Genomic DNA, 23700 nt, shown 5'->3' on the forward strand with positions numbered 1-23700 from the left:
CGAAGTGCACGGCACCAGGCCCCGGAGCGCAGCAGGGGCTCTTGCGAGCCCCTGCAAGTTCGGGTTGCCCGGGCAGTGCGTGCCGCCGGGGAACCATCTTACGGTCTCTCAGGACCAGGACAGCGACGAGATGTCGTTCACGAACACCGGCATGTCTTTCCACAGGCCCTTGAGGTTCTTGTTGGCCACCGTGATCCACTGGTTCGAGTACAGGAAGGCGTGCACGGAGTCCTGCGCCAGCAGGCGCTGCGCGTCGCCGAGCAGGCGCGAGCGGTCGGCCGGGCGGGCGGCGTTCTTGATCTGGTTGAAGATCTCGTTGAACTTGGGCGAGTTGTAGGCCCAGTAGTAGTCGGGCTTGGCGAAATTGCCCAGATCGAACGGCTCCACGTGCGAGATGATGGTCAGGTCGTAGTTCTTGCTGCCGTAGGTGCCGCTGAGCCACTGCGCCCATTCCACGTTCTGCAGCTTGGCGACGATGCCGATCTTGGCCAACTGGGCTGCAATCACCTCGCCGCCCTGGCGCGCGTAAGGCGTGGGGGGCAGCGTCATGGTCAACTCCAGCGGCGTCTTCACACCGGCCTCGGCCAGCAGCTTCTTGGCCTTTTCCACGTCGAAAGGGTTCACGCCCGTGGTGTCCACGTAGCCGAAGGCGCCGGGCACGTAGTGGCTGCCAATGGGCGCGCCATAGCCGTCGGCTGCGCCCTCGATCACGGCCTTTCGGTCCACGGCAGCAGCGATGGCGCGGCGCACGCGCACGTCATCCAGCGGCTTCTTGCCGTTGTTGATGGCCAGGATAGTCTTGGCGCGCGAGCCGCTGACCACCACCTGGAAGCGCGGGTTGGCCTTGAACTGGCTCACGCTGCGGGGTGTGACGCGCGGGAAGGCATCCACATCGCCTGCCAGCAGTGCGGCGACCTGGGCGGCCGGATCGGAGATGAAGCGGAACGTGGCGCGCTTGATCTTGATGCTGGCCGGGGCGCGGAAACCGGCCCAGGCGGCCAGCACGACGGAGGAGCCCTTGTTCCATGCGTTCAGCTGGTAGGGGCCGGTGCCCACGGGCTTGGTGGCATTGCTCTCGGCGCTCTTGGGCTCGACAATGATGGACGTGGCCTGGCCCAGGATGAACAGCAGGTCGGGGTCGATGTCCTTGTTGAGCAACACCACGGTGTAGTCGTCCACCACCTGCGTGGTGAGGTTGGCGAAGGTGCGCTTGTCCTTGTTGGTGCTTTTCTCGCCGCCAGCGCGGTCGTAGGAGAACTTCACGGCGGCGGCGTTGAAGGGCTCGCCGTTCTGGAAGGTGACGCCGCGGCGCAGCTTGAAGGTGTAGGTCTTGAGGTCGGGCGAGACTTCCCAGCTCTCGGCCAGCAGCGGCGAGACGCTGCCGTCGGCATTGATCTTGGTGAGCGTCTCGAAGATGTTGTACTGCACGATCTCGGCGATGGCCGAGGCGGCGCCGGCCGTCGGGTCCAGTCCTGGCGGCTCCAGCGTCATGGCCAGCACCACGGCGTCCTTGCGGCCCTGGGCGAGGGCGCCGAACGGGGTGGCGAGGGGAACGGTGGCGATGGCGCCAGTGGCAAGAACGGTACGGCGGTTCAGCATGTTCGGACTCTCCAGACAAAAAACTGACGAAGACCCCGGTGCAATTTGTTACCGGGGAGCACGGAAGCTTTGTACACCATTGGGGGTGCTTGTGGTTATGCGGTTTTCGCGGCTGCGGCCGCAGCGGCGCGTCGGGCACGCGCGCGACCGGGCTGCACCTGGGGCACCGCGCCCACCAGCGAGCGGGTATAGGGGTGCTGCGCGTTGCGAAACAGCTCGGCCGGCGATCCGCGCTCGACAATGCGCCCCTGGTAGAGCACCACCACTTCGTCACACAGGTGGTTGACCACCGCCAGGTCGTGGCTGATGAGCATGTAGGTGATGCCGAACTGCTGCTGCAGGTCCTGCATCAGGTTGAGCACCTGGGCCTGCACCGAGACGTCGAGCGCGCTCACCGGCTCGTCGGCCACGATGAGGCGCGGGCGCGTGATCAGGGCGCGCGCGATGGCAATGCGCTGGCGCTGGCCGCCAGAGAATTCGTGCGGGTACTTGCCCAGGTCGTTGGTGCGCAGGCCCACCTGCGCGAGCACCTGGCCGGCCTGCTCGCGCTGCTCGGCGCGGCTGGTCTCGCCCTGGGCCTGCAGCGGCTCGGTGACGATGCGCTCCACCGTCTGGCGCGGGTCGAGCGAGCCATAGGGGTCCTGGAACACCATCTGAAAGTCGCGCCGCGCCTGGCGCAGCTCGGCCGGCGCCAGCGCGTGCAGGTTGCGCCCGAGAAGGTGCACCGTGCCGGCGGTGGGCGCATCGAGCGCCATCACCGTGCGCGCCAGGGTCGATTTGCCCGAGCCCGATTCGCCCACGATGCCCAGGCTGCGGCCCGAGGCGATGGAAAAACTCACGCCGTTGACGGCATGCACCTTGCCCGGCGGCTTGAAGAGGTGCTCGCGAGGCAGGGTGTATTCGCGCACCAGGTCCGTGACCTGGAGCAGGGCGGCATCGGCGCTGGCCTGAGCCTGGGGCTGCTTGCTGCTCATGCGGCCACCTCCACGACTTCGACCGCCTGCTGCGCGCTCAGCGCCTGGGCGATGGCGTCGCGGCGCAGGCAGCGCACCTCGTGGTCCCCATCGGCATCGGTGGCCACCAGGGTGGCCGCAGGGCGCTCGTGGTGGCAGGCGTCCACGGTGTAGCTGCAGCGGCCGGCAAAGGGGCAGCCGGCGGGCAGGTCCACCAGCTCGGGCACGGTGCCGGCAATGGTGGACAGGCGCGGGCGCTGGCCCGGCGCATGCACCGCGCCCAGGTGTGGGCGGGCGGCGAACAGGCCGCGCGTGTAGGGGTGGGCCATGGCCGAGAACACCGAGGCGGTGGAGCCGCTCTCGACCACGCTGCCGCCGTACATCACCATCATGCGGTCCACGTTCTGCGAGATCACCCCGAGGTCGTGCGAGATCAGGATCAGGGCCATGTTGCGCTCGGCCACCAGGTCGCTGATGAGGTCCAGGATCTGTTGCTGGATGGTCACGTCCAGCGCGGTGGTGGGCTCGTCGGCGATCAGCAGATCGGGCCCGCAGGCCAGGGCCATGGCGATGGTGATGCGCTGGCGCTGCCCGCCCGAGAACTGGTGCGGGTAGGCGTCGAAGCGCTGCGCGGCGTTGGGGATGCCGACGCGGTCGAGCAGGGAGATGGCCTCCCTGCGCGCGTCGGCCGCGCCCATGCCACGGTGCAGACGCAGCGGCTCGGCCACCTGGCGGCCGATGCTGTGCACGGGGTTCAGGGCCGTCATGGGCTCCTGGAACACCATTCCGATGCGGTTGCCGCGCATGCGGCACATCTGCGCGTCGGTGCGGCCCACGAGTTCCTCGCCATCGAAGCGGATGCTGCCGCAGACCTGGGCGCTGTCGGGCAGCAGGCCCATGAGAGACATGGCGGTGATGGATTTGCCGCAGCCCGATTCACCGATCAGGCCCAGGGTTTCGCCGCGCTCCAGGGCAAAGCTTACGCCGCGCACGGCGTCGGCGGGGCCCCGGTGGGTCTGCAGGCGGATCTGCAGGTTGGAGACTTCAAGCAAGGGCATGGCAGAAGGTCGTCTTCATCGTTTGCGTGAGAGGCGCGGGTCCAGCAGGTCGCGCAGGCCGTCGCCCAGCAGGTTCAGGCCCAACACGGCGAAGGCGATGGCCAGACCCGGCCACACGGCCAGCAGCGGCGCCTGGAACATCAGCGTCTGCGCCTCGCTGAGCATGCGGCCCCACGAGGGCTGGGGCGGCTGCGTGCCCAGGCCCAGGTAGGACAGCGCCGCCTCGGCCAGGATGGCGATGGCGAACTGGATCGTGGCCTGCACGATCAGCACCGACAAAATATTGGGCAGCACGTGTTCGAGTGTGATGCGCCAGCTCCCCTTGCCACAGGCGCGCGCAGCCAGAATGTATTCGCGCGACCACACGGCATTGGCCGAGGCGCGCGTGACGCGCGCGAAGGTCGGTATGTTGAAGATGCCGATGGCGATGATGGAGTTGACGATGCCCGCACCGAACACCGCCGTCATCATGATCGCCGAGAGGATGGCCGGGAAGGCGAAGGTGAAGTCCGCCAGCCGCATGATGAGTTCTTCCACCCAGCCGCGCTTGGCGGCGGCCAGCAGGCCCAGTGCCGTACCGATGGACAGGCCGATGCCGACCGCGATAACGCCCACCAGGATGGAGTTGCGCGCGCCCACCAGCAGCAGCGAAGCCACGTCGCGCCCGAAGGCATCGGTGCCCAGCCAGTGCGCCAGGGTGGGGGCCTGCAGCTTGCCGGGCAGGTCCATCTCGTAGGGGGACCAGGGGGTCCAGACCAGGGAGAGCCCGGCGGCGACGAGCAGCATCAGCGACAGCACGGCGCCGATGACGAAGCTGCGGTGGCGCAGCGCGCGGTGCCACCAGCCGGGCGGTGGCGTGCCGGCGGGCCGGATCGAAGGAGTGGAGGGAACGGCGCTCATGGGGTTTGGGGTGTCGTTCAGATATCGCTGGCTTTGACGCGCGGGTCGATCACTGCGTAGAGGATGTCCACCACAAAGTTCACGATGACCACCATGGCCGCCAGCAGCATCACGCAGTTGCGCACCACGATCAGGTCGCGGTTGGAGATGGACTGGAAGATCAGCCGGCCCAGGCCTGGCAGGTAGAACACGTTCTCGACCACGATGGTGCCGGCCAGCAGGTTGGCGAACTGCAGCCCCATCACGGTGATCACCGGGATCATGGCATTGCGCAGCACGTGGCCCCAGAGCGCCGCGCGCTGCGACAGACCCTTGGCGCGCGCCGTGCGCACGAAGTCCTCGCGCAGCACCTCGAGCACGGCCGAGCGCGTGATGCGCGCCAGGATGGCCGCCTGCACCACTGCCAGCGCAATGGCGGGCAGCAGCAGCGCCTTGAGGGCTTCGAGCGGGCTGCCGCCGGCGTCTTCCGTCCAGCCCGGGAAGCCCCCGGCCGAGAACCACTGCAGCTTGACCGAGAACAGCAGGATCAGCAGGATGGCGAACCAGAAATTGGGGATGGCGATGCCGATCTGCGCCAGGCCCATCACGCCCACGTCGCCCACCTTGTTGTGGCGCGAGGCGGCGTACACGCCCGCGATGAGCGCCAGCACCGTGGTGATCACCATGGCCATCAGCGCCAGCGGCACGGTGAGGGCCAGGCGCTCGAGCACCAGTTCCAGCACCGGCGTGCTGTAGGCGTAGCTGTTGCCCATGTCGCCCACCACCAGGCCGCTGACCCACTCCCAGTAGCGCTGCATGGCCGGCTGGTCCAGCCCGAGCTTGGTGGCCAGCGCGGCGACGGCCTCGGGCGAGGCGTCTGGGCCCATGAGCATCTGTGCCGCATTGCCGGGCAGGATCTCCAGCACCAGGAAGACGACGATGGAGGCGCCGATCAGCGTGGTCAGGAGGGTGATGAACCGCTTGAGGAAGAACAGTCCCATGGTGGGGTGTCGTGTGGGTAGTGGTGGTTGTGTGTGGCGCCCTGGGTTGGGAATTCCCTGGCGTCACAATTAATGTGTATACACAGCATAACGGCAAAAACACCCCGCCGACGGTGTTGTGTTGTGGTGTGGCTCGCAAGGTACATGCCCGGACCCACGATAATGTGCACCATGAAGCGCCCACTGTCTCCCCTTGTATCGACCGCACCCCGTGTGCAGGGAGGCGTGCCATGGCGCTGATGATCACCGACGAGTGCATCAACTGCGACGTCTGTGAGCCCGAATGCCCCAACGACGCGATCTACCTGGGCCAGGAGATCTACGAGATTGATCCGCGCAAATGTACCGAGTGCGTGGGGCATTTCGACGAGCCTCAGTGCGTGCAGGTCTGTCCCGTGGCCTGCATCCCCGTGAATCCGCAGTACGTGGAGACCCGCGAGACGCTGTGGCAGAAGTTCCAGCGGTTGCAGGCCCCCGCCCAGAACTGATATCTGTCAGCTGGCTGCGTCGGGCTGCTTCGCGGCAGCCGGTGGTGTGGCAGCCGCAGCGCCCAGCTCTGGCGGGCGGGGCGGCTTGGGGCGCGGCGGCTTGACGGTGTGGATCAGCAGCGTGGCCTTGTCCATCTCGCCGGCCAGCATCGCCGGGTAGGCCTTGAGCGAGTGGAGGATGCTGTCCTCGATCAGCGTGCGCTGGTCGGGCGAAGGCTTCTTGAGCACCCAGTTGGCCACTTCCGACTTCACGCCCGGGTGGCCGATGCCGATGCGCAGGCGCCAGTAGTCGGGCGAGCCCAGTTGCGCATGGATGTCGCGCAGCCCGTTGTGCCCCGCATGGCTGCCGCCGCGCTTGAGCTTGACCTGGCCCGGGGGAATATCCAGTTCGTCGTGCACCACCAGAACTTCCTCGGGCGCGATCTTGAAGAAACGCGCGAGCGAGGCCACGGATTTGCCAGACAGGTTCATGAAGGTCTGGGGCTGCAGCAGCCACACGCTCTGGCCGTGCACAGTGGCCCGGGCGGCCAGGCCGTGGTAGGAGCGTTCCGGGACCAGATTCACCTTCAATTCGCGCGCGAGGGCGTCAATCCACCAGAAGCCGGCGTTGTGGCGGGTGGCTTCGTAATCGGGGCCTGGGTTGCCCAGGCCTACAAACAGCTTGATCATGGGTGGGGATTATCGGTGGCTTGCTTGTGTGTCGCTGCTGTTGTCGATGGTTGGCGCGTGCTTTTGTCGAGGGCGGAGGCCGGGTCTCGGCCCGGCGGCCGATGTACCTTTCTTTGAGTCGCCAAAGAAAGGTACCCCAAAGAAAGGCGACCCCGCTGCCCGTGGCCCCACTCGCCTGGCGGCGAGTGGGGCAGCCTGCGATGCTCGGGCCTGGGGTGCACCGCGGAACTCGCTGCGTTCGCCCCTGCGGGCGAACTCCGCTTAAACAACCGCGGTGAGTCAGTTCACGATGCGCGTGTCCTTCGGCACGCGCTCACCCCAGGCCCTGCGCTTCTCGGCACGGTCAAAAGGGGGTGGGAGCGGGCTCCACTCGGGCCATTGCTTCGCTCGGCCCCAACTGCCTCGCTGCGCTTGGCCTGGGCAGGGAGATCGCGCCCAGGCCGTCGGCAGCGCGCACGGCGCGCGTCCCCGACCCCAGGCGCAGCTGCGAAGCAGCAGCCGTTTGGACCCCGCTCCCCACCCCTGCTGGCTGCGCCGAGAAGCGCAGGGGCTGGGGTGGGCGTGTGTGCCGAAGGACACACACGCTTCGTCATCTGACTTGCCGCAGCTGTTTGAGCGAAGTTCGAAGAACGCAGCGAGTTCTGCGGCACCACCCCAGGACCGAGCATCGCAGGTTGCCCCCATCGCCCACCGGGCGATGGGGGACGCAGACTGGGGGTCGCCTTCTCTTTGGTGACTTTCTCTTGGCGACGCAAGAGAAAGTTACTGCGCCGCCGGGCGCACACCCCGGCCTCCGCCCTTCAACCAGGCATGCTGCCCAAACGAAACCAAATCAAAACTCCCAGTTATCAATCAACCTTGTACCCCCCAGCCTCGCAGCCCCCAGCACCACCAACTCCCCCACCCCATCCGCAGCCGAAGCCACCCCCAGATCCACCCGCCGCCGCACCGTCAGATAGTCCGGCTGCCACCCCCGCGCCCGCAACCCATCCATCGCCTGCTGCTCCAGTTCGACACCCGCGCCGGCATGCTGCCCCCAGCGCTGCGCCAATTGGCGCAAGGCCTGCGACAAGGCCACCGCCTCCTGCCGCTCCTGCAGGCTGAGGTAGCCATTGCGCGAACTCAGGGCCAGGCCGTCGGGCGCGCGCCGGGTTTCACCGGCCACCACGGTGATGGGCAGGGCGAACTGGCGCACCATCTGGCGGATCACCATCAACTGCTGGTAGTCCTTCTTGCCGAACACCGCCGTGCCGCCGCTCTGGCCGAGCACGCAGGCGAACAGCTTCATCACCACCGTGGCCACGCCCGTGAAGAAGCCGGGGCGAAAGTGCCCTTCCAGCATGTCGGCCAGGGCCGCGTCGGGGTGCACCTTGAAGGTCTGCGCCTGCGGGTAGAGGTCCCCCTCGCGCGGGGCGAAGAGCAGGTTGCAGCCGGCGGCCTGCAAGCGGGCGCAGTCGGCCTCCCAGGTGCGCGGGTAGCTGTCGAAATCCTCGTGCGGCAAGAACTGCAGGCGGTTCACGAAGATGCTGGCCACCGTGACGTCGCCCAGGGGCAGCGCCTGTTCGACCAGCGCGATGTGGCCGTCGTGCAGGTTGCCCATGGTGGGCACGAAGGCCGGGCGGCGGTAGGGGGCCAGGGCCTGGCGCAGGTCGTCGATGGTGTGGGCAATCAGCATGGCGAAACAGCAAGAAAGAAAAAAGAGAAGGGAGAAAAGCGCGCACGGCCGGTCTTACCAGGCGTGCAGGGCGTTGTCGGGAAAGCGGCCCTCTTTGACGGCCAGCACATAGGCCTCGATGGCGCCGCGCACGCTGCCGGCGTCCTGCATGAAGTTGTGGACGAACTTCGGGTTCTTGCCCAGGTTCATTCCCAGCATGTCGTGCAACACCAGCACCTGGCCGGCCGTGCCGTTGCCCGCGCCGATGCCGATGGTGTGGCAGTGCGCCAGTTCCCCGGTGAGGTCGGCGGCCAGCACGGCGGGCACCATCTCCAACACCAGCATGGCGGCGCCTGCGTCCTGCAGTTCGTGCGCATGCTTGCGCAGCGTGCGGGCGGCATCGTCGCTGCGGCCCTGCACGCGGTAGCCGCCCAGGGCGTGCACCGTCTGCGGCGTCAGCCCCAGGTGGGCGCACACCGGCACGCCGCGCTGCACCAGGAAATCCACCGTGGGCGCGGTCCAGCCGCCGCCTTCGAGCTTGACCATGTGCGCGCCCGCCTGCATCAGCACGCAGGCACTGCGCAGCGCCTGCTCGTGGCTTTCGGCATACGTGCCGTAGGGCAGGTCGGCCACCAGCCAGGCCGTACCCTGCACGCGCTGCAGGCCGCGCGCCACGCTGGCCGTGTGGTAGGCCATGCTATCCAGCGTTACGCCCACGGTGCTGGGCAGGCCCTGGCAGACCATGCCCAGCGAATCGCCGACGAGGATGCACTCCACGCCCGCGGCATCGGCGACGGCTGCAAAGGTGGCGTCGTAGGCCGTGAGCATGCATATCTTCTCGCCCGCACCCCGCATCTGCGCCAGGCGCGGCAGGCTCATGGGGCGGCGCTGGGGCAGCGGCGAGGCCGGTGGCAGCGTGCCGTAGGGCGTGGCGGAAGGCGTTGGATCGGTCATGGGGCTCCCCTGGACAAAATTGCGCGAGTGTAGGGGGTATGCAGCCGGGACAGCGGTGTCCCAAAACCCGTTCCCAGAAGCCGCTATGCTCGCGCCCCATGACCCATCCCAGCGACGATGAAAAAAGTGCCGACGTGGCCGCCCTGGCCCGTGCCGACGTGGCCCGCGCCCTGGCAGAAGACGTGGGCAGCGGTGACCTGACCGCCGGCCTGATCGACCCCGCACGCCGCGCCCGCGCGCGCATCCTGGCGCGCGAGGCCGCCGTGATCTGCGGCACGCCCTGGGTGGAGGCCGCCCTGCGTGCCCTGGACCCGGAGGTGCAGCTCACCTGGCAGGTGGCCGAAGGCCAGCGCTGCGCGCCCGACCAGGTGGTGCTGGAGATCGAGGGCAGCGCGCGTGCGCTACTCAGCGCCGAGCGCACGGCGCTCAACTTTTTGCAGCTGCTGTCGGCCGTGGCCACCAAGACGGCCACCTATGCCGACGTGGTCGCCGGCACGCGCGCGCGCATCGTGGACACGCGCAAGACCCTGCCGGGCCTGCGCCTGGCGCAGAAGTACGCCGTGCGCGTGGGCGGTGGCACCAACCACCGCATCGGCCTGCACGATGCCGTGCTGATCAAGGAAAACCACATCGCCGCCGCCGGTGGCGTCACGGCCGTGCTGCGCGCCGCGCAGCAGGTGGCTGCGCAGGCCGCCTTCATCGAGATCGAGGTTGAGACGCTCGCACAACTGACCGAGGCGCTCGACGCAGGCGCCACCATGGTGCTGCTCGACAACATGCCCTTGCCCACGCTGCGCGAGGCCGTGCGCATCAACGCCGGCCGCGCCATCCTCGAAATCTCGGGCGGCGTCACGCTCGATGGCCTGCGCGAATTGGCCGAGACCGGCGTGGACCGCATCTCCATCGGCACGCTGACCAAGGACGTGAAGGCCACCGACTTCTCGATGCGGCTGCAGGAACTGTCATGAGCAACACGGCCATGCTGAACCGCATCGACGTCGAATACGACCAGCCGCTCACGGTGCTGGAAGCCGGCGGCGCCGTCTGCTCCACGAAACATGCATGGGCCCGTGTGCCACCCGAGCCCTCGCAGGCCGAGCGCGCAGCGCTCAAGGACCGCATCCGCCGCCTGCTCCAGGAGAAGAACGCGGTCATGGTCTCGCACTACTACGTGCACCCCGACCTGCAGGACCTGGCCGAGGAAACCGGCGGCCTGGTCAGCGATTCGCTGGAGATGGCGCGCTTTGGCCGCGACCATGCGGCGCAGACCCTGGTGGTCTCGGGCGTGCGCTTCATGGGCGAGACGGCGAAGATCCTCTCGCCCGAGAAGACCGTGCTCATGCCCGACCTCGACGCCACCTGCTCGCTCGATCTGGGTTGTCCGGTCGACGAGTTCAGCGCCTTCTGCGACGCCCACCCAGACCGCACCGTGGTGGTGTATGCCAACACCAGTGCGGCCGTGAAGGCGCGGGCCGACTGGCTCGTCACGTCGAGCTGTGCGCTCGAAATCGTCGGCGCGCTCAAGGCGGCGGGCCACAAGATTCTGTGGGCGCCCGACCGCCACCTGGGCGCCTACATCCAGCGCGAGACCGGCGCCGACATGCTGTTCTGGAACGGCGCCTGCATCGTGCACGACGAGTTCAAGGCGTTCGAACTCGAAGCGCTCAAGCGCGAGCACCCCGGGGCCAAGGTGCTGGTGCACCCCGAAAGCCCCGCCGATGTGGTGGCGCTGGCCGATGCCGTGGGCTCGACCTCGGCCATCCTCAAGGCCGCGCGCGAGATGAATGCGCGCGAATTCATCGTCGCCACCGACAACGGCATGATGCACAAGCTGCGCACCCTCAACCCCGGCAAGACCTTTTACGAAGCCCCCACCGCCGGCAACAGCGCCACCTGCAAGAGCTGCGCGCACTGCCCCTGGATGGCGATGAACGGCCTGGCCGACGTGGCGCGCGTGCTGGAAACGGGTGCCAATGCGGTGCAAGTGGACCCGACGCTGATCCCGCGCGCCCGCCAGCCCATCGACCGCATGCTGGCCTTCACGGCGGCGCTCAAGCGCGGGCAGCCCGCCGCAGGGCTGGTGCCGCACCTGGGCGCTGCCTGAACCTGCAGACACGGCTGCCCGCAGAACCGGGTGGCGAGATTCCTTCCTGTGACCACAACTGTCCATTCGCGCATCGATTTCACCCAGCCGCAGGAGCCCGGCACACCGCGCCTGCGCCACGCTTTCGGCCCGCCGCGCGAGGTGCTGGTGGCCCATGCGCTGCACGAGGTGCGCGGCGTGCTCGATGCGGTGCACGCCGCCGCACAGGGCGGGGCGTGGTGCGTGGGCTATGTACGCTACGAGGCTGCGGCGGCCTTTGACGCCGCCCTGCAGACCCACACGGCGCAGGGCCCGTTGGCATGGTTTTCGGTGCACGATGAAGCCCTGCCCTGGCCGGATGGACCACAGCCCGACGCAAGCGCCGAAGTGACATGGGCCGATGGCCTGCCGCGTGCCGACTTCGATGCCTCGCTGGCCCGCATCCACCAGGCCATCGCCGATGGCGAGGTCTACCAGGTCAACTACACCGCACCCCTGCAGGGCCGTGCGCAGGGCAGCGCCCAGGCGCTGTTCGAGGCACTGCACCGCACCCAGCCCGAGGGCTACTGCGCGCACATCGACGCGGGCGACACCCAGGTGCTGTCGGTCTCGCCCGAGCTGTTCTTCGACTGGACCACCGATGCGGCGGGCGGCGACATCGTTGCGCGCCCGATGAAGGGCACGGCCCCGCGCGGCGCCACGCCCGCGGCCGATGCCGCCCAGGCCGAGCACCTGCGCACGGCGCCCAAGGAGCGGGCCGAGAACGTGATGGTCGTGGACCTGCTGCGCAACGACCTCTCGCGCATTGCCCAGCCGCACAGCGTGCGCGTGCCCCGGCTGTTCCACACCCAGGCCCTGCCCACCGTGTGGCAGATGACGTCCGACGTGCAGGCCCGCACCCGGGTGGGCACCACGCTGACCGATGTGTTCGCGGCGCTGTTCCCCTGCGGCTCGGTCACGGGCGCGCCCAAGGTGCGTGCCATGCAGCTGATCCGCGATCTGGAGCCCGCGCCGCGCGGCGTGTACTGCGGCGCCTTGGGCGTCGTGCGCCCGCACGGGCCACCGGGCCAGGGTGGCGTGGCCGCGACCTTCAACGTGCCCATCCGCACCGTGGTGCTGCAGGCGCGCGATGGCATGGTGCAGGCCACCTGCGGCATCGGCAGCGGCATCACCTCGGGCGCCGAGGCAGAGGCCGAATGGCATGAATGGCGCCACAAGCGCGCCTTCGTGGAGCGCGCCAGCGCAGCGTTCGACCTGCTCGAAACCCTGGCACTCGAGGGTGGGCAGTTCCGCCACCTGCGCGAGCACTTGGCGCGCATGGCCGTGGCCGCTGGGCACTTCGGCTATGGGTGGGACGCCGATCGCGTTCATGCCCGCCTGCAGGCGCTGGCCGCGCAGCACGCCAGTGGTGCATGGCGCGTGCGCCTGCTGCTGGACAGCCGGGGCGCACCCCGCGCCGAGGCCTTCGTGCTGCAGCCCACGCAGGTGCCCGTCTGCCTGCAGCTCGCCGGCCGGGCCTTCGACGAGGCCGACAGTGAATTCGTGCGCCACAAGACCACGCGCCGCGCGCACTACGCGGCCTTTGCGCCCACCGCGCCCGGCGTGTTCGATACGGTGCTGTGGAACCGTGCCGGCGAGGTCACCGAGGGCACCTTCGGCAACCTGGCGCTGCGGCTCGATGGCCGCTGGGTCACGCCGCCGCTGGCCTGCGGCCTGCTGCCTGGCGTGGGGCGTGCGGTGGCCCTGCGGCAGGGCCGCGTGGCAGAGGCCGTGGTGCGGCTCGACGACCTGCCGCGTGTCGATGGCTGGGCCTTCATCAACAGCCTGCGCGGCTGGCTGGCCGCGGAATTGATGGCCTGAGCCGCAGGGCTGCACGCGCCTGCGTGCACTGCGAACTCGCCTTCGCGCTCGGGCGTTTGCCTGTGCGTATACACCAGGCTGCGAGGGGGTCGCTATGCATGCTTATTTCCCGCAGTGGCATGCAAGGGTTTACCCCAGGACTGTCACACAGCTTTTTTCTAATGAGTCCAGCGCCCCACCATGGGGTGCCGACCGGTAAGACGCCTGCCTTGCGGTATGCCCATGTCCCGGTGATCTGCCCATTTCGAAGAAGTGAACTCCATGAAACTCAAGCTCCTTGCCCTCGCAGCCCTGACTCTTGCCGCCGGCGCCCATGCGCAGTCCAGCGTCACCCTCTTTGGCGTGGTCGACGCCTCGGTGGTCCACATGTCCAGCAACACCAACAGCGTCACCGGTCTGTCCAGCGGCGGTCAGTCCAGCAGCCGCCTGGGCTTTCGCGGCGTGGAAGACCTCGGTGGTGGCCTGAAGGCCGGCTTCTGGTTGGAGGGTGGCCTGGCCGCCGACAACGGCACCGCCGCCGGATTCCGCTTCGACCGCCGTTCCACCGTGAGCATTTCCGGCGGCTTCGGTGAAGTCCGCCTGGGCCGCGACAAGTCGCCCGCCTACCTGAACATCGAAACCTTCGATCCCTTCGGCGACTCCGGCGTGGGCGGCATCAACGGTGCCAACCTGGTCGGCAGCGCCACCTCGGCTGCTGGCACGCCCGAAGGCAGCGCCCCCAAGCGCACCAGCAACGGCGTGAACTACCTGCTGCCCGAACTGGGCGGCTTCTACGGCCAGCTGCAGTACGCCCTGGGCGAGCAGCTGTCCAACCAGGTCAACGACCGCATGGGCAACTCGCTGGCCCTGCGCGCTGGCTACGCCAACGGCCCCCTGAACGTGGCCGTGGCCTTCGGCGAGACACGCGGCGGCGCCGCCACTGCCAACTCGGTCGACTACAAGGCCAGCAACGTGGGCGTGTCCTACAGCTTCGGCGTGGTCAAGCCCATGGCCTTGTTCGCCACCGAGCGCGGCGCCGGCCGCCGCGTGGACATGCTCGGCCTGGGCGCCACCGTGCCGCTGGGCGTGGGCGAGTTGCGCGTGTCGTATACCAACTTCAAGCGCAAGGACGTGAACAACGCCGACTCGCAGAAGTTCGCCCTCGGCTATGGCCACAACCTGTCCAAGCGCACGCAGCTGTACGCTACTGTGGCGCGCATCAGCAACGACGGCGCCGCCACGCGCGGTCTGGCCGTGTCCTCATCCTCGCTTGGCAGCCCGACGATCGGTGCCGGCAACGACGTGACCGGCTACGAGTTCGGCGTGCGCCACACGTTCTGATGGTGGACGGGCAGGGGCACCTGTTGCAGCGGGTGCCCTGGCCTTGAGGCCGTGCTGTGCGCCTTCCACCTGGTGGGGATGCGAGGGGGGCGCAGCACGGACTTTCCTGCGTTACAGCAATGACAAAGCCGCCCAGGGCAATGCCCGGGGCGGCTTTGTCATTGGGGACTGCCTGCCAGGCAGATTTTTATAGCTTTTCCTTGGCGTACGAGCCACGGTCCATGTCCACGATCTCCACGCTCAGCTGCACCAGCACGCCCTGGGGCTTGGGGGTGAGTTCGCGCAGCACGCCGGCGATCAGGTCCGACAGCTCCTTCTTGGCCTCGGGCGTGCGGCCCGAGAGCACGCGCAGCTGCGCGTGCACGAAGGCGCGCTGCGCCGGGGCGGTGCCGATCTCGAAACTGTCGGCCACCACGAAGCGGGTCTTGAGGTCCAGCTCGTCCAGCACCTGGGGGTGGGCGCACAGCGCGGCATTGAGCGCGGTCAGCGCTTCGGCCTCGGGGTAGTGCGGCAGGTTGCCGGAGTACTCGACGATGAGATGGGGCATGGCGGTTCCACGAAAAATCGGTGCACCCGGCAGAGGGCCGGTGCGGTGGGCGAAGACGCCACGGGGTGCGCGGCGCAGGGCCCACCAGTTTATCGGCTTATCGGGGTGGTGCCGGCGTTGGCCTGCGCGTCCTGCGCCGGGGTGTCGTTGGACTGCACGAAGCCATGCACCGCCCGCAGCATGGCCATCGGGGCCTCGATCTGCGGCCAGTGGCCGATGCCGTCGAGCGCCACCACGTCCGCATGCGGTACCACCTCGCGGTAGCGCTGTGCCATGTGGGCGCCCGAGTTGGGGTCGGCGCTGCCGTTGATCAGGCGCACCGGCACGGCCCCGGCCACCAGCGGCGCCACCAGGCGATCGCGCAGGGCCATGCGCTCGATGTAGAAGCGCCCCACCTGGTGGGAGATGCGCCGCCCGTTGCCGTGGTTGAGCAGGGCCCAGAAGTCTTCGAGCAGCCCGGCCGTGGGTTGCGTGCGCGCGCCGAACAGGCCTGCCACCGTGCGCTCGAATGCTCGCCGCGGAATGCGCGGGCCTATCCACCGCCCCAGTGGCGACGACAGCAGGTGCTGTATGGGGCGCGGCGCATACGCTTCAGGGCACACGCCGCCGTTGAGCAACAGCAGCGATTCGATGCGGCACCCCGCCTCTGGCCGCTCCACCCGGCGTGCCAGCATCTCCTGCGCAATGCTCACCCCCAGGTCGTGGGCGACGATGTGGCAGCGGTGCACGCCCCGTTGCGCGAGCAGGGCATCAAGCAGATCGGCATGGTCCTGTATGCGGTAGGCGTGCGCCACCGGCTTGTCCGAAAAGCCCATGCCCAGCAGGTCGGGCGCGATCACGCGGTAGTGTGCTGCCAGGGCGTCCCACACGCCATGCCAGTCGTAGGAGCTCGTGGGGTAGCCATGCACCAGCAGCAAGGTGCTGCCCTGGCCCGCCTCGGCAACGAAGAGGCGCTGGCCGTGTACCGTGGCGAACTGGCCGTGCTCGTGCCAGCGCTGCAGGGCGGGGGTCAGCTGGTCCATGCCGCGCGCACCAGGAGCAGGGTGGCCGCCAGCTGGCACAGCAGCGTGAGCGCATGCGCCGCCTGGCGCCAGGGCAGGCGGCGGCCGAAAGCGGCTGTGCAGTAGACGATGCGGGCCAGGACAAAGGTGCAGCAGACGGCTGCCAGTGCCGTGGCCGCCGTGCCGCCTGACTGTGCCAGCGCCAGCACGAGCAGGCCGAACAGCAGCGACTGCTCCAGCGTGTTGCCGTGCGTGCGCACTGCCACGGCCAAGTCCTTGTGCCCGCCATCGCCCCAGGTCTGGCGGTGGCGCATGCGCAGGCGCGAGACATGCATGGACAGGGCCGTGAGCAGCAGGGCCAGGGTGGCCAGCGTGGCCGCCGCAATGGTGAAAGGTGGAAGCATGTTCAGGAAGGGCGCGAACCGGATGAAGTAATCCCGCCGAGCTTAGAAAGCCCGTGGCCTCCTGCCAATAGCACCAAAGGGCAGGTCGGGTGGCTGCTTTGCCCACCCATGCTGCGTTCACACGGTCGGTTGGCTTTGCAGAAAGGCGCGCAGTTTCATCGGCGCAATCGGCTTGGGCAGCAGCGGCAGGCCGGCCGCTGCGGCACGGGCCTGCAGCTCGGGTGTCGCCTCGGCGGTGACCAGCAGGGCCGGCACGGCATGGCCGAAGGCGCTGCGCAGGGCCGCGACCGCCTCGGGGCCTTGTACGCCGTGCGGCAGGTGCCAGTCCACCACCAGGGCATCGGGCCGTGCGTGCTGTGGTTGCATCGCCTCCTGCAGACTGGCCGCCGCGATGACTTCGCAGCCCCATCCCTGCAAGACCTCGGTCAGCGCGCGGCGCGAGCCGGCATCGTCTTCCAGCACAAGCACCCGCTGCGCCGGTGGCCCTGGTTGCGCAGTCGCCTTTTCATCCCCCATGGTGGTGACGGCGGCGCCCGCCGCAACGGGCTCCGGGGCGGCCAGCGGCAGGCACAGCGCAAAGCGGCTGCCCTGGCCCGGTTGCGATTGCACGCTGAGTTCCAGCCCCAGCAAGTCGCACAGGCGCCGGGCGGTTGCCAGCCCCAGGCCCAACCCCTGGCTGCGGTCGCGCTCTGGATGGCCGATTTGGTAGTGCTCGTCAAAGATGCGCGGCAGCTCGGCGGCATCGATGCCAACGCCCGAGTCGTGCACACAGACCTCCACCATGGCGCCCTGCTCGCGGCCGCCCAGCCGCACAAAGCCTGCCGGCGTATAGCGGATGGCGTTGGCGACCAGGTTGGACAGCACGCGCGCCAGCAGCGCGCGGTCGCCCTCCACATGGGCGGTGGTGGGCTCCACCGTGAACGCCAGGCCCTTGGCCTGGGCCTGCACGCCGAAGGTGCCCGCCATTTCGTCGAACAGTGCCTGCAGCGCAAAGCGCGTGGGGCGGGGCGTGATGGAGCGGGCGTCCAGCCGCGACAGCTCCAGCAGCCCTTCCACCAGCGAGCCCATGCTCTCGGCGCATTCCATGAGGGTGGCCGCGAGGTAGTCCACCCGCTCGCTCGATGCGGGCTGCTGCAGCGTGTACGCCAGCAACTGCATGGCATTGAGCGGCTGGCGCAGGTCATGGCCCACGGCGGCAAGGAACTGCGCCTTGGAGGCGTGGGCCGCCTCGGCCTCCTGGCGCGCCAGCCGCGTGGCCTGGTTCTCGCGCTGCAGCGCGGCAATCAGCTCCTGCCGTTCGCGCTGCTGGGCGGCGGCCTGCGCGATGGCGCGCGCCTGGGCCCGGCCTGCGTGCCAGACGTACAGCGCCATCAGCACCGACGCCAGCGCCAGCAGGGTGTGCAGCGGTTCTCCCACCAGCAGGTCGCGCGCGGCCAGCGGGCCGAACACGCCGACCGCATAGGCGCCCAGTGCGGGCAGGTGGTGTGCCAGGTGGGCCACGCTGCCCAGCACCACGGCGGCCAGGCCGATGTGCAGGGCCATCTCGGCCACCAGGTTGGCAGGCGCCCACAGCACCCAACTTCCGACGCCCCAGGCCAGGGCCTGCGCCAGGGCGCTCACCACCACCCAGCGTGCCCAGATTGCGGGGCGGGCACTGCGTGTACCGGCCGAGCGGCGATACGCCATGCCCAGGCCGATGCGCAGGCAGCGCACGGCTGCAAACGCCGCCAGCCACAGGGCGATGGCGGTGGCCGGCACCTCGCGCCAGAACAGCACGCTCAGGAAGAAGGCCTCCACCACCCCCACCACTGCTGACAGGGGCGCTCCCCGGTGCAGGGTGTCCAGGGCCTGTGCGTCGGGCGGGGCGCCGGGCGTCGCTGCCATCTACAGCAGCCCTTTTTCGCGCGCCGCCACCACAAGGTGCGTGCGGTTGCGCGCCTGCAGCGCACCGAGCAGTGCCGTGACGTGCAGCTTGACGGTGCGCTCGGCGATGCCCAGTACCTGGGCGATGCGCTTGTTGGGCTGGCCCTGGGCCACCAGCAGCAGCACTTCCATCTGCCGGGCCGTGGGGCCTGCCAGGTCGCTCGGCAAGTCGCCTGGCGCTGCCGCAGGCGGCGCGTCGAATGCCATGCCACCTGCCGCGATGGCGCCCAGGGCAGCTGCCATGGCCTGCACGGACTGCGACTTGCCGAGAAAGCCGCTGGCGCCCGCGCCACGCGCCGCCGCCTGCAGGGCCGGGTCTTCATCCCCCGAGATCAGCACCCGGGCCACCAGGGGGAACTGCCGGGCAAAAAGCGCCAGGCCCTGCAGCCCCGTGTGGGCCCCTAGGCGCTGGTCGAGCAGCACGATGTCCAGCCCCGGCTGGCCGGCGGCAGCCCGCAGACCTTCCTCCAGCGTGCAGGCCGTGTCCACGCGCGCGCCCGGCCAGGCATGGGCCAGCGCATGGGCAAAGCCGACGCAGAACAGGGGGTGGTCGTCCACCAGCAGGAGTTGGGGCATGGTGCGGATTGTGTGGCAAGCCGGCGCCGGGATGGCACCGGGGGCGTGTGGGCCGGAGCGCTGGCGTATGGTTGACATGGGCCAAGGGGCTCTCGCCTCCAGGGGCCGCAAACCGGGCATTGCTGTACAGAATCGCGGCAGTCTGGGGTGGTCCCCAGGCTGGCTGCGCACGCCTCTTTGCGTTGTTGACCCACTTGGTCCGACTGCCTGCCCCGCCGCCCCTGAACGATGCCGGATGCGCGTGCGCGCATGTTTTTTGCTTGGGGCAGCAGCGGTATTTACCACTCTCGTCTTCAATATAACCATGACACACCAGAAATTGATCCGACGCGTGACCTTTGCCTGCCTGGCGCTGTGTGCCTCCCTGGCGAATGCCCAGGGCCCGCACGCGCATTGGGAGTACAAGGGCAAGCATGGCGCCGCCCATTGGGGCGCGCTGGAAGAGGGCTTCGAGGCCTGCGCACGCGGCACGGCCCAGAGCCCTGTCGACATCCGCAAGACGGTGAAGGAGGCGCTGCCAGCGCTCGACTTCCAGTACGCATCCGGTGCCCCCACGCTGGTCAACAACGGCCACACGGTGCAGGTCAACATGCCCGCCGGCAGCAAGCTGGTGGTGGGCGGCCGGGCGCTGGAGCTGCTGCAGTTCCACTTCCATACCCCCAGCGAGGAGGCCGTGGGCGGCAAGCGCGCCGCCATGGTCGCCCACTTCGTGCACAAGGCCGAAGACGGCGGCCTGGGCGTGGTGGCCGTGCTGATCCAGCCGGGCAAGAAGAACCAGGCCTGGGAACCGATCTTCGCGCACCTGCCGCGTGTGGGCGAGCAGGTCACGGTCGATGGCCTGGCGCTGCACCCCGCCGCCCTGCTGCCGGAAAAGCGCGGCTACTACAGCTTCGAAGGCTCGCTGACCACGCCACCCTGCTCCGAAGGCGTGCAGTGGATGGTGCTCAAGGAGCCTGTCAAGCTCAGCGCGCAGCAGATCAAGGCCTTCCGCAAGGTCTACAACGCCAACGCACGCCCCCTGCAGCCGCTGCATGGCCGCGTGGTCAAGGAAAGCACCTGATCTGACAGGCAGGCCCGTGCAGCCGTTGGCTGCACGGGCTCAGGCAGGCGCGTGCGCTGCGTGCCGGTGTAGTGCACGCAGCAACTGATCGACATCGTCTGCGGTGTGCACCGCAGACAGCGCAATGCGCAACCGCGCCGTCCCCTCCGGCACCGTCGGAGGCCGGATCGCGGGGACCCACAGGCCCTCTGCCCGCAGGCTCTCCATCACTGCCAGCGCGGCCTCGTTGCTGCCGATCACCAGCGCCTGCACGGCGGTGTGCGATGGCAGCAGGCGCCAGCCCAGTGCATCAGGCAGGGCTGCCAGCCCGGCGCGCAGTTGTGCGATCCGGGCGTCAAGCTGCTGGCGCCGGTCATCCGCAGCCGCGATCAGCGCGAGGCTCTTGCTCAGTGCACTGGCCAGCAGCGGTGGGGCGGCGGTAGCGAAAATGTAGGTGCGCGTCTTTTGCAGCAGCCATTCGATGAGCGCTGCATCCCCTGCCACGAAGGCGCCTGCGACGCCGGCGGCCTTGCCCAGCGTGGCCATGTAGAGCACCCGGCGCGATGCGGTGGCACCTGTGAGGCCTGCCTCGGCGAGGCTGCCGCGCCCCTGTGGCCCCAGCACGCCAAAGCCATGGGCATCGTCGAGCAGCAGCAGGGCATCGAAACCTTCGCACAGTGCGAGCAGCGCCGGTATGTCGATGAGGTCGCCGTCCATGCTGAACACGGCATCGCTGACCACGAGTTTGCGCCGCGCTGTGCTGGCGGCCAGGGCCGCCTCCAGCGCTACCAGGTCGGCGTGCGGGTAGCGGTGGATGGTGGCACGTGACAGGCGCGCGCCGTCGATCAGGCAGGCGTGGTTGAGCGCGTCCGAGAACAGCGCATCGCCTTCGCCCACCAGCGCCGGGATGATGCCCGTGTTGGTGGCATAGCCGGCGTAGAAGTACAGGGCCCGGGGCAGTTGCACGAAGGCGGCCAGCTCATGCTCCAGCGCCGCGTTGGCGGCGCTGTGCCCGCTGACCAGGGGCGAGCCGCCCGAGCCCACGCCAAAGGTGTGCGTGGCCTCGCGCGCAGCTGCGGCCAGCGCCGGGTGGCTGGCCAGACCCAGGTAGTCGTTGCTGCAGAAGGCCAGCATGGGCTGCCCGTCCACCAGCAGGTGGGCGCCGCCTGCGGGCTGCACCACGCGGCGGCGGCGCAGCAGATGGGCGCGCTCGATGTCGGCCAGGCGTGCCGGAATCTCGTCGAGCCAGGAGGGTGGGGAAGAGGGGGTGAAAGGGGGCGTCATAGCCAGTGGGCAGGCAGTTCGAAGACCAGGCCGCGCGCTTCTGGCAAGGTCTGGTACGGTACGTCGGCGAGCAGGGGAGCTCCCAGGCGCGCACCCAGGTAGGCCTTGTTCTCATCCACGGCTTGCATCGCGGGGTCTACCTGGTTGGCCACCCAGCCGGCCAGCGTGAGGCCGCGCGCGCGGATCGCCTCGGCCGTCAGCAGTGCATGGTTCAGGCAGCCCAGGCGCAGGCCCACCACCAGCACCACGGGCAGGGCCAGGGCCTGGGCCAGGTCGGCACCGGTCGCGGTGTCCGACAGCGGCACGTGAAAGCCGCCCGCGCCCTCCACCACCACCGCATCGGCCTGGGCAGCCAGGGCGTTGTAGCAGTGCTCGATGGCGGCGATGTCGATCTGCACACCGGCGCGGGCCGCCGCGATGTGGGGCGAGAGCGGGTCGGGCAGCAGCACCGGGTTGTCCAGCGCCGCGGGCACGGCCACAGTGGACGCCGCGCGCAGCGCGATGGCGTCTTCGCTGGCCCAGTCGCCGCCCCAGGGTACGACGCCGGCCGCCACCGGCTTCATGCCGACCACGCGGTGGTGGTGCCTTGCCAGTGCATGCAGCAGGCCGGCGGACACCAGCGTCTTGCCCACGCCGGTATCGGTGCCGGTCACAAAGCATCCAATCATCAACAGGTTTCCTCTTGCAGGGTGGCGTTCAGCGCGTCGAGCGCGCCGCTGGCCAGGCAGTCAACCGCCTCGCCGTCGAGCACATAGGGTGGCATGGCATACAGCGTGTTGCCGATGGGGCGCAGCACCAGCCCCCGCGCCATGGCGTGCTGGTGGTAGCGGCGTGAAAAGTCGGGCAGGATGGTGTCGATGTCCCAGGCCCAGACCATGCCCAGGCGGCGCGCATGGCGCACGCGCGGGTGCTGGGTGAGGGGTGCGCAAGCCGCGTCGATGCGCTGCGCCAGCACCCCATTGGCCTTGAGCGTATCCAACTGATCGAACAGCTCCAGCGTGGCCAGGGCCGCACGGCAGGCCAGCGGGTTGCCGGTGTACGAGTGCGAATGCAAAAAGCCGCGCGCCACGTCGTCGGCATAGAAGGCCTGGTAAACCGTGTCCGTGGTCAGCACCGCCGACAGCGGCAGGGTGCCACCCGTGAGGCCCTTGGACAGGCAAATGAAGTCGGGCCGCATGCCCGCCTGCTGGTGCCCGAACATGCTGCCCGTGCGGCCAAAGCCCGTGGCGATCTCGTCCACCACAAGGTGCACCTCGTAGCGGTCGCACAGCGCGCGCGCCAGGCGCAGGTACTCCGGGTCGTGCATGGCCATGCCGGCGGCGCACTGCACCAGAGGCTCCACGATCAACGCGGCGGTGTCGGCATGGTGCTCGGCCAGCCAGGCCTCGAGCGCGGCGGCACTGCGCCGGGCCACGCCCTCGGGCGTCTCGCCGGGCGCGGCATTGCGTGCATCGGGGCTGGGCACGGTGGCGGCCAGGCGCACCAGCGGGGCATAGGCCTCGCGGAACAGCGCAATGTCGGTCACCGCCAATGCCCCCACGGTCTCGCCGTGGTAGCCGCCGGCCAGGCCTACGAAGCGGCTCTTGGCCGGGCGGCCCGTGTTGCGCCAGTAGTGGGCGCTCATCTTGAGCGCGATCTCGGTGGCGGCTGCGCCATCGCTGCCAAAGAAGGCGTGGCCCAGGCCGGTGAGTGCAGAGAGGCGCTCCGACAGCTCGACCACCGGCGCGTGCGTGAAGCCGGCCAGCATCACATGGTCCAGCCGCTCCATCTGGTCGGCGAGGGCGGCCTTGATGTGCGGGTGGCTGTGGCCGAACAGGTTGACCCACCAGGAGCTGATGCCATCGAGGTAGCGCCGGCCATCGGTGCCGTAAAGCCAGGGGCCTTGCGCGCGGGCAATGGCCACGGGCGGCTGTGCCTCGTGCCGCTTCATCTGCGTGCAGGGGTGCCAGACATGGGCCAGGCTGCGGGCGACCAGGTCTTCCCTGGCCGTCTTGGGTGCGGTGGTGAACGCCATCACTGCAGCGTGAAGTCGAGCGCGCAGCTATCACCCAGCGCCTCGCGCCACACGCGCACGCGGCTCACGAGCGGGCGCAGTTCGGCAGGCAGTGCCTGCACAATGAAGAGGCACAGGTTTTCGAGCGTGGGAATGCCCAGCCCGGGCACCTCGTCGAGCATGTGGTGGTCGAGCTGCTCGCGCACCACCTCCAGTCCCCGGCGCAGCAGGCCCAGGTCCAGCACCATGCCGGTGGCGGGATCGCGCGGGCCTCTGAGCGAGACCTCGGCGTGGTAGGTGTGGCCGTGGATGCGGCGGCTGCCTTCGGCTTCGATCTCGCGGCGCAGGGTGTGGGCCGCATCGAAGAAGAAGCGCTGGGAAATGGTGAACTGCATGGGTGAAAAAGCGCGATGGG

At 69.1% G+C, this 23700-nt stretch carries 23 protein-coding genes; 6 read left to right on the forward strand and 17 right to left on the reverse strand.

Annotation, left to right across the window (positions count from 1 at the left end; translation table 11 throughout):
• Window positions 1-108: 108 nt before the first annotated feature.
• The 5 genes from QYL93_RS01625 to QYL93_RS01645 form a co-directional block, all read right to left on the reverse strand.
• Window positions 109-1599, reverse strand: a complete 1491-nt coding sequence (locus tag QYL93_RS01625) for an ABC transporter substrate-binding protein (RefSeq protein ID WP_305742012.1) — start codon at window positions 1597-1599, stop codon at window positions 109-111.
• Between the two features lie 95 nt (window positions 1600-1694).
• Window positions 1695-2573, reverse strand: a complete 879-nt coding sequence (locus QYL93_RS01630; RefSeq protein WP_305742013.1) for an ATP-binding cassette domain-containing protein — start codon at window positions 2571-2573, stop codon at window positions 1695-1697.
• Window positions 2570-3610 carry an ABC transporter ATP-binding protein gene (locus QYL93_RS01635; protein ID WP_305742014.1) on the reverse strand — a complete coding sequence of 347 codons (1041 nt, stop codon included), beginning with the start codon at window positions 3608-3610 and terminating at the stop codon, window positions 2570-2572. Before QYL93_RS01635 ends, QYL93_RS01630 begins: the two co-directional genes overlap by 4 nt.
• A gap of 15 nt (window positions 3611-3625) precedes the next feature.
• Window positions 3626-4510: an ABC transporter permease gene (locus tag QYL93_RS01640; protein ID WP_305742015.1), complete on the reverse strand. Its 885-nt coding sequence runs from the start codon at window positions 4508-4510 to the stop codon at window positions 3626-3628.
• A 17-nt stretch (window positions 4511-4527) separates the two neighbouring features.
• Window positions 4528-5490 carry an ABC transporter permease gene (locus QYL93_RS01645; protein WP_305742016.1) on the reverse strand — a complete coding sequence of 321 codons (963 nt, stop codon included), beginning with the start codon at window positions 5488-5490 and terminating at the stop codon, window positions 4528-4530.
• Window positions 5491-5720: 230 nt separating this feature from the next.
• On the opposite strand from QYL93_RS01645, the gene QYL93_RS01650 reads away from it, so the two are divergent.
• Window positions 5721-5978, forward strand: a complete 258-nt coding sequence (locus QYL93_RS01650) for a YfhL family 4Fe-4S dicluster ferredoxin (protein ID WP_305742017.1) — start codon at window positions 5721-5723, stop codon at window positions 5976-5978.
• A gap of 6 nt (window positions 5979-5984) precedes the next feature.
• Here the strand turns inward: QYL93_RS01650 and pth are convergent, their stop codons facing one another.
• From pth to panB, 3 genes are all read right to left on the reverse strand, one after another.
• On the reverse strand, window positions 5985-6647 hold the full coding sequence (gene pth / locus QYL93_RS01655; RefSeq protein WP_305742018.1) for an aminoacyl-tRNA hydrolase: 663 nt from the start codon (window positions 6645-6647) through the stop codon (window positions 5985-5987).
• Between the two features lie 832 nt (window positions 6648-7479).
• On the reverse strand, window positions 7480-8322 hold the full coding sequence (gene panC, locus QYL93_RS01660; protein ID WP_305742019.1) for a pantoate--beta-alanine ligase: 843 nt from the start codon (window positions 8320-8322) through the stop codon (window positions 7480-7482).
• 54 nt (window positions 8323-8376) lie between these two features.
• On the reverse strand, window positions 8377-9255 hold the full coding sequence (panB, locus tag QYL93_RS01665) for a 3-methyl-2-oxobutanoate hydroxymethyltransferase (protein ID WP_305742020.1): 879 nt from the start codon (window positions 9253-9255) through the stop codon (window positions 8377-8379).
• Window positions 9256-9353: 98 nt separating this feature from the next.
• Here panB and nadC point away from each other — a divergent pair, with 98 nt between their 5' ends.
• The 4 genes from nadC (at window position 9354) to QYL93_RS01685 (ending at window position 14518) form a co-directional block, all read left to right on the forward strand.
• A complete protein-coding gene (gene nadC / locus QYL93_RS01670; protein WP_305742021.1) occupies window positions 9354-10223 on the forward strand; it encodes a carboxylating nicotinate-nucleotide diphosphorylase in 870 nt (289 codons plus the stop codon).
• Complete coding sequence (nadA, locus tag QYL93_RS01675) at window positions 10220-11359, forward strand: quinolinate synthase NadA (RefSeq protein ID WP_305742022.1); 1140 nt, start codon at window positions 10220-10222, stop codon at window positions 11357-11359. Before nadC ends, nadA begins: the two co-directional genes overlap by 4 nt.
• A 48-nt stretch (window positions 11360-11407) precedes the next feature.
• On the forward strand, window positions 11408-13198 hold the full coding sequence (locus QYL93_RS01680; protein ID WP_305742023.1) for a chorismate-binding protein: 1791 nt from the start codon (window positions 11408-11410) through the stop codon (window positions 13196-13198).
• A 261-nt stretch (window positions 13199-13459) separates the two neighbouring features.
• Window positions 13460-14518: a porin gene (locus tag QYL93_RS01685; protein WP_305742024.1), complete on the forward strand. Its 1059-nt coding sequence runs from the start codon at window positions 13460-13462 to the stop codon at window positions 14516-14518.
• Window positions 14519-14705: 187 nt separating this feature from the next.
• Here QYL93_RS01685 and QYL93_RS01690 read toward each other — a convergent pair whose 3' ends face one another.
• The 5 genes from QYL93_RS01690 to QYL93_RS01710 form a co-directional block, all read right to left on the reverse strand.
• The gene (locus tag QYL93_RS01690; protein WP_057201879.1) at window positions 14706-15065 is read right to left on the reverse strand and encodes a 5-carboxymethyl-2-hydroxymuconate Delta-isomerase; all 360 of its coding nucleotides are present in this window, start codon (window positions 15063-15065) and stop codon (window positions 14706-14708) included.
• An 89-nt stretch (window positions 15066-15154) separates the two neighbouring features.
• Window positions 15155-16087: an alpha/beta fold hydrolase gene (locus QYL93_RS01695; RefSeq protein ID WP_305742025.1), complete on the reverse strand. Its 933-nt coding sequence runs from the start codon at window positions 16085-16087 to the stop codon at window positions 15155-15157.
• Window positions 16075-16470 (reverse strand): MAPEG family protein, encoded by a 396-nt coding sequence (locus tag QYL93_RS01700; RefSeq protein ID WP_305742026.1) that lies wholly within the window; start codon window positions 16468-16470, stop codon window positions 16075-16077. The genes QYL93_RS01695 and QYL93_RS01700 overlap by 13 nt, the downstream gene beginning before the upstream one ends.
• A gap of 117 nt (window positions 16471-16587) precedes the next feature.
• Window positions 16588-18354 carry a hybrid sensor histidine kinase/response regulator gene (locus tag QYL93_RS01705; protein WP_305742027.1) on the reverse strand — a complete coding sequence of 589 codons (1767 nt, stop codon included), beginning with the start codon at window positions 18352-18354 and terminating at the stop codon, window positions 16588-16590.
• Window positions 18355-18969: a response regulator transcription factor gene (locus QYL93_RS01710; protein WP_305742028.1), complete on the reverse strand. Its 615-nt coding sequence runs from the start codon at window positions 18967-18969 to the stop codon at window positions 18355-18357.
• Window positions 18970-19273: 304 nt separating this feature from the next.
• Between QYL93_RS01710 and QYL93_RS01715 the strand changes: the two genes are divergently transcribed.
• Complete coding sequence (locus QYL93_RS01715; protein ID WP_305742029.1) at window positions 19274-20029, forward strand: carbonic anhydrase; 756 nt, start codon at window positions 19274-19276, stop codon at window positions 20027-20029.
• A 39-nt stretch (window positions 20030-20068) separates the two neighbouring features.
• Here the strand turns inward: QYL93_RS01715 and bioF are convergent, their stop codons facing one another.
• From bioF to QYL93_RS01735, 4 genes are read right to left on the reverse strand one after another with little or no spacing between them, the layout of a single operon-like run.
• Window positions 20069-21292 (reverse strand): 8-amino-7-oxononanoate synthase, encoded by a 1224-nt coding sequence (gene bioF, locus QYL93_RS01720; RefSeq protein ID WP_305742030.1) that lies wholly within the window; start codon window positions 21290-21292, stop codon window positions 20069-20071.
• Window positions 21289-21960 carry a dethiobiotin synthase gene (gene bioD / locus QYL93_RS01725; RefSeq protein ID WP_305742031.1) on the reverse strand — a complete coding sequence of 224 codons (672 nt, stop codon included), beginning with the start codon at window positions 21958-21960 and terminating at the stop codon, window positions 21289-21291. The genes bioF and bioD overlap by 4 nt, the downstream gene beginning before the upstream one ends.
• On the reverse strand, window positions 21960-23306 hold the full coding sequence (bioA, locus tag QYL93_RS01730; protein WP_305742032.1) for an adenosylmethionine--8-amino-7-oxononanoate transaminase: 1347 nt from the start codon (window positions 23304-23306) through the stop codon (window positions 21960-21962). Before bioA ends, bioD begins: the two co-directional genes overlap by 1 nt.
• Complete coding sequence (locus QYL93_RS01735) at window positions 23306-23680, reverse strand: 6-carboxytetrahydropterin synthase (protein WP_305742033.1); 375 nt, start codon at window positions 23678-23680, stop codon at window positions 23306-23308. The genes bioA and QYL93_RS01735 overlap by 1 nt, the downstream gene beginning before the upstream one ends.
• Between the last annotated feature and the right edge of the window lie 20 nt (window positions 23681-23700).

Source organism: Acidovorax sp. A1169 (genome assembly GCF_030704685.1).
Classification (GTDB): Bacteria; Pseudomonadota; Gammaproteobacteria; order Burkholderiales; family Burkholderiaceae_C; genus Acidovorax.

Coding starts and splice junctions, on each gene's coding strand:
- QYL93_RS01625 (WP_305742012.1), bottom strand. CDS start 1,599: ATGCTGAACCGCCGTACCGTTCTTGCCACTGGCGCCATCGCCACCGTT.
- QYL93_RS01630 (WP_305742013.1), bottom strand. CDS start 2,573: ATGAGCAGCAAGCAGCCCCAGGCTCAGGCCAGCGCCGATGCCGCCCTG.
- QYL93_RS01635 (WP_305742014.1), bottom strand. CDS start 3,610: ATGCCCTTGCTTGAAGTCTCCAACCTGCAGATCCGCCTGCAGACCCAC.
- QYL93_RS01640 (WP_305742015.1), bottom strand. CDS start 4,510: ATGAGCGCCGTTCCCTCCACTCCTTCGATCCGGCCCGCCGGCACGCCA.
- QYL93_RS01645 (WP_305742016.1), bottom strand. CDS start 5,490: ATGGGACTGTTCTTCCTCAAGCGGTTCATCACCCTCCTGACCACGCTG.
- QYL93_RS01650 (WP_305742017.1), top strand. CDS start 5,721: ATGGCGCTGATGATCACCGACGAGTGCATCAACTGCGACGTCTGTGAG.
- pth (WP_305742018.1), bottom strand. CDS start 6,647: ATGATCAAGCTGTTTGTAGGCCTGGGCAACCCAGGCCCCGATTACGAA.
- panC (WP_305742019.1), bottom strand. CDS start 8,322: ATGCTGATTGCCCACACCATCGACGACCTGCGCCAGGCCCTGGCCCCC.
- panB (WP_305742020.1), bottom strand. CDS start 9,255: ATGACCGATCCAACGCCTTCCGCCACGCCCTACGGCACGCTGCCACCG.
- nadC (WP_305742021.1), top strand. CDS start 9,354: ATGACCCATCCCAGCGACGATGAAAAAAGTGCCGACGTGGCCGCCCTG.
- nadA (WP_305742022.1), top strand. CDS start 10,220: ATGAGCAACACGGCCATGCTGAACCGCATCGACGTCGAATACGACCAG.
- QYL93_RS01685 (WP_305742024.1), top strand. CDS start 13,460: ATGAAACTCAAGCTCCTTGCCCTCGCAGCCCTGACTCTTGCCGCCGGC.
- QYL93_RS01690 (WP_057201879.1), bottom strand. CDS start 15,065: ATGCCCCATCTCATCGTCGAGTACTCCGGCAACCTGCCGCACTACCCC.
- QYL93_RS01695 (WP_305742025.1), bottom strand. CDS start 16,087: ATGGACCAGCTGACCCCCGCCCTGCAGCGCTGGCACGAGCACGGCCAG.
- QYL93_RS01700 (WP_305742026.1), bottom strand. CDS start 16,470: ATGCTTCCACCTTTCACCATTGCGGCGGCCACGCTGGCCACCCTGGCC.
- QYL93_RS01705 (WP_305742027.1), bottom strand. CDS start 18,354: ATGGCAGCGACGCCCGGCGCCCCGCCCGACGCACAGGCCCTGGACACC.
- QYL93_RS01710 (WP_305742028.1), bottom strand. CDS start 18,969: ATGCCCCAACTCCTGCTGGTGGACGACCACCCCCTGTTCTGCGTCGGC.
- QYL93_RS01715 (WP_305742029.1), top strand. CDS start 19,274: ATGACACACCAGAAATTGATCCGACGCGTGACCTTTGCCTGCCTGGCG.
- bioF (WP_305742030.1), bottom strand. CDS start 21,292: ATGACGCCCCCTTTCACCCCCTCTTCCCCACCCTCCTGGCTCGACGAG.
- bioD (WP_305742031.1), bottom strand. CDS start 21,960: ATGATTGGATGCTTTGTGACCGGCACCGATACCGGCGTGGGCAAGACG.
- bioA (WP_305742032.1), bottom strand. CDS start 23,306: ATGGCGTTCACCACCGCACCCAAGACGGCCAGGGAAGACCTGGTCGCC.
- QYL93_RS01735 (WP_305742033.1), bottom strand. CDS start 23,680: ATGCAGTTCACCATTTCCCAGCGCTTCTTCTTCGATGCGGCCCACACC.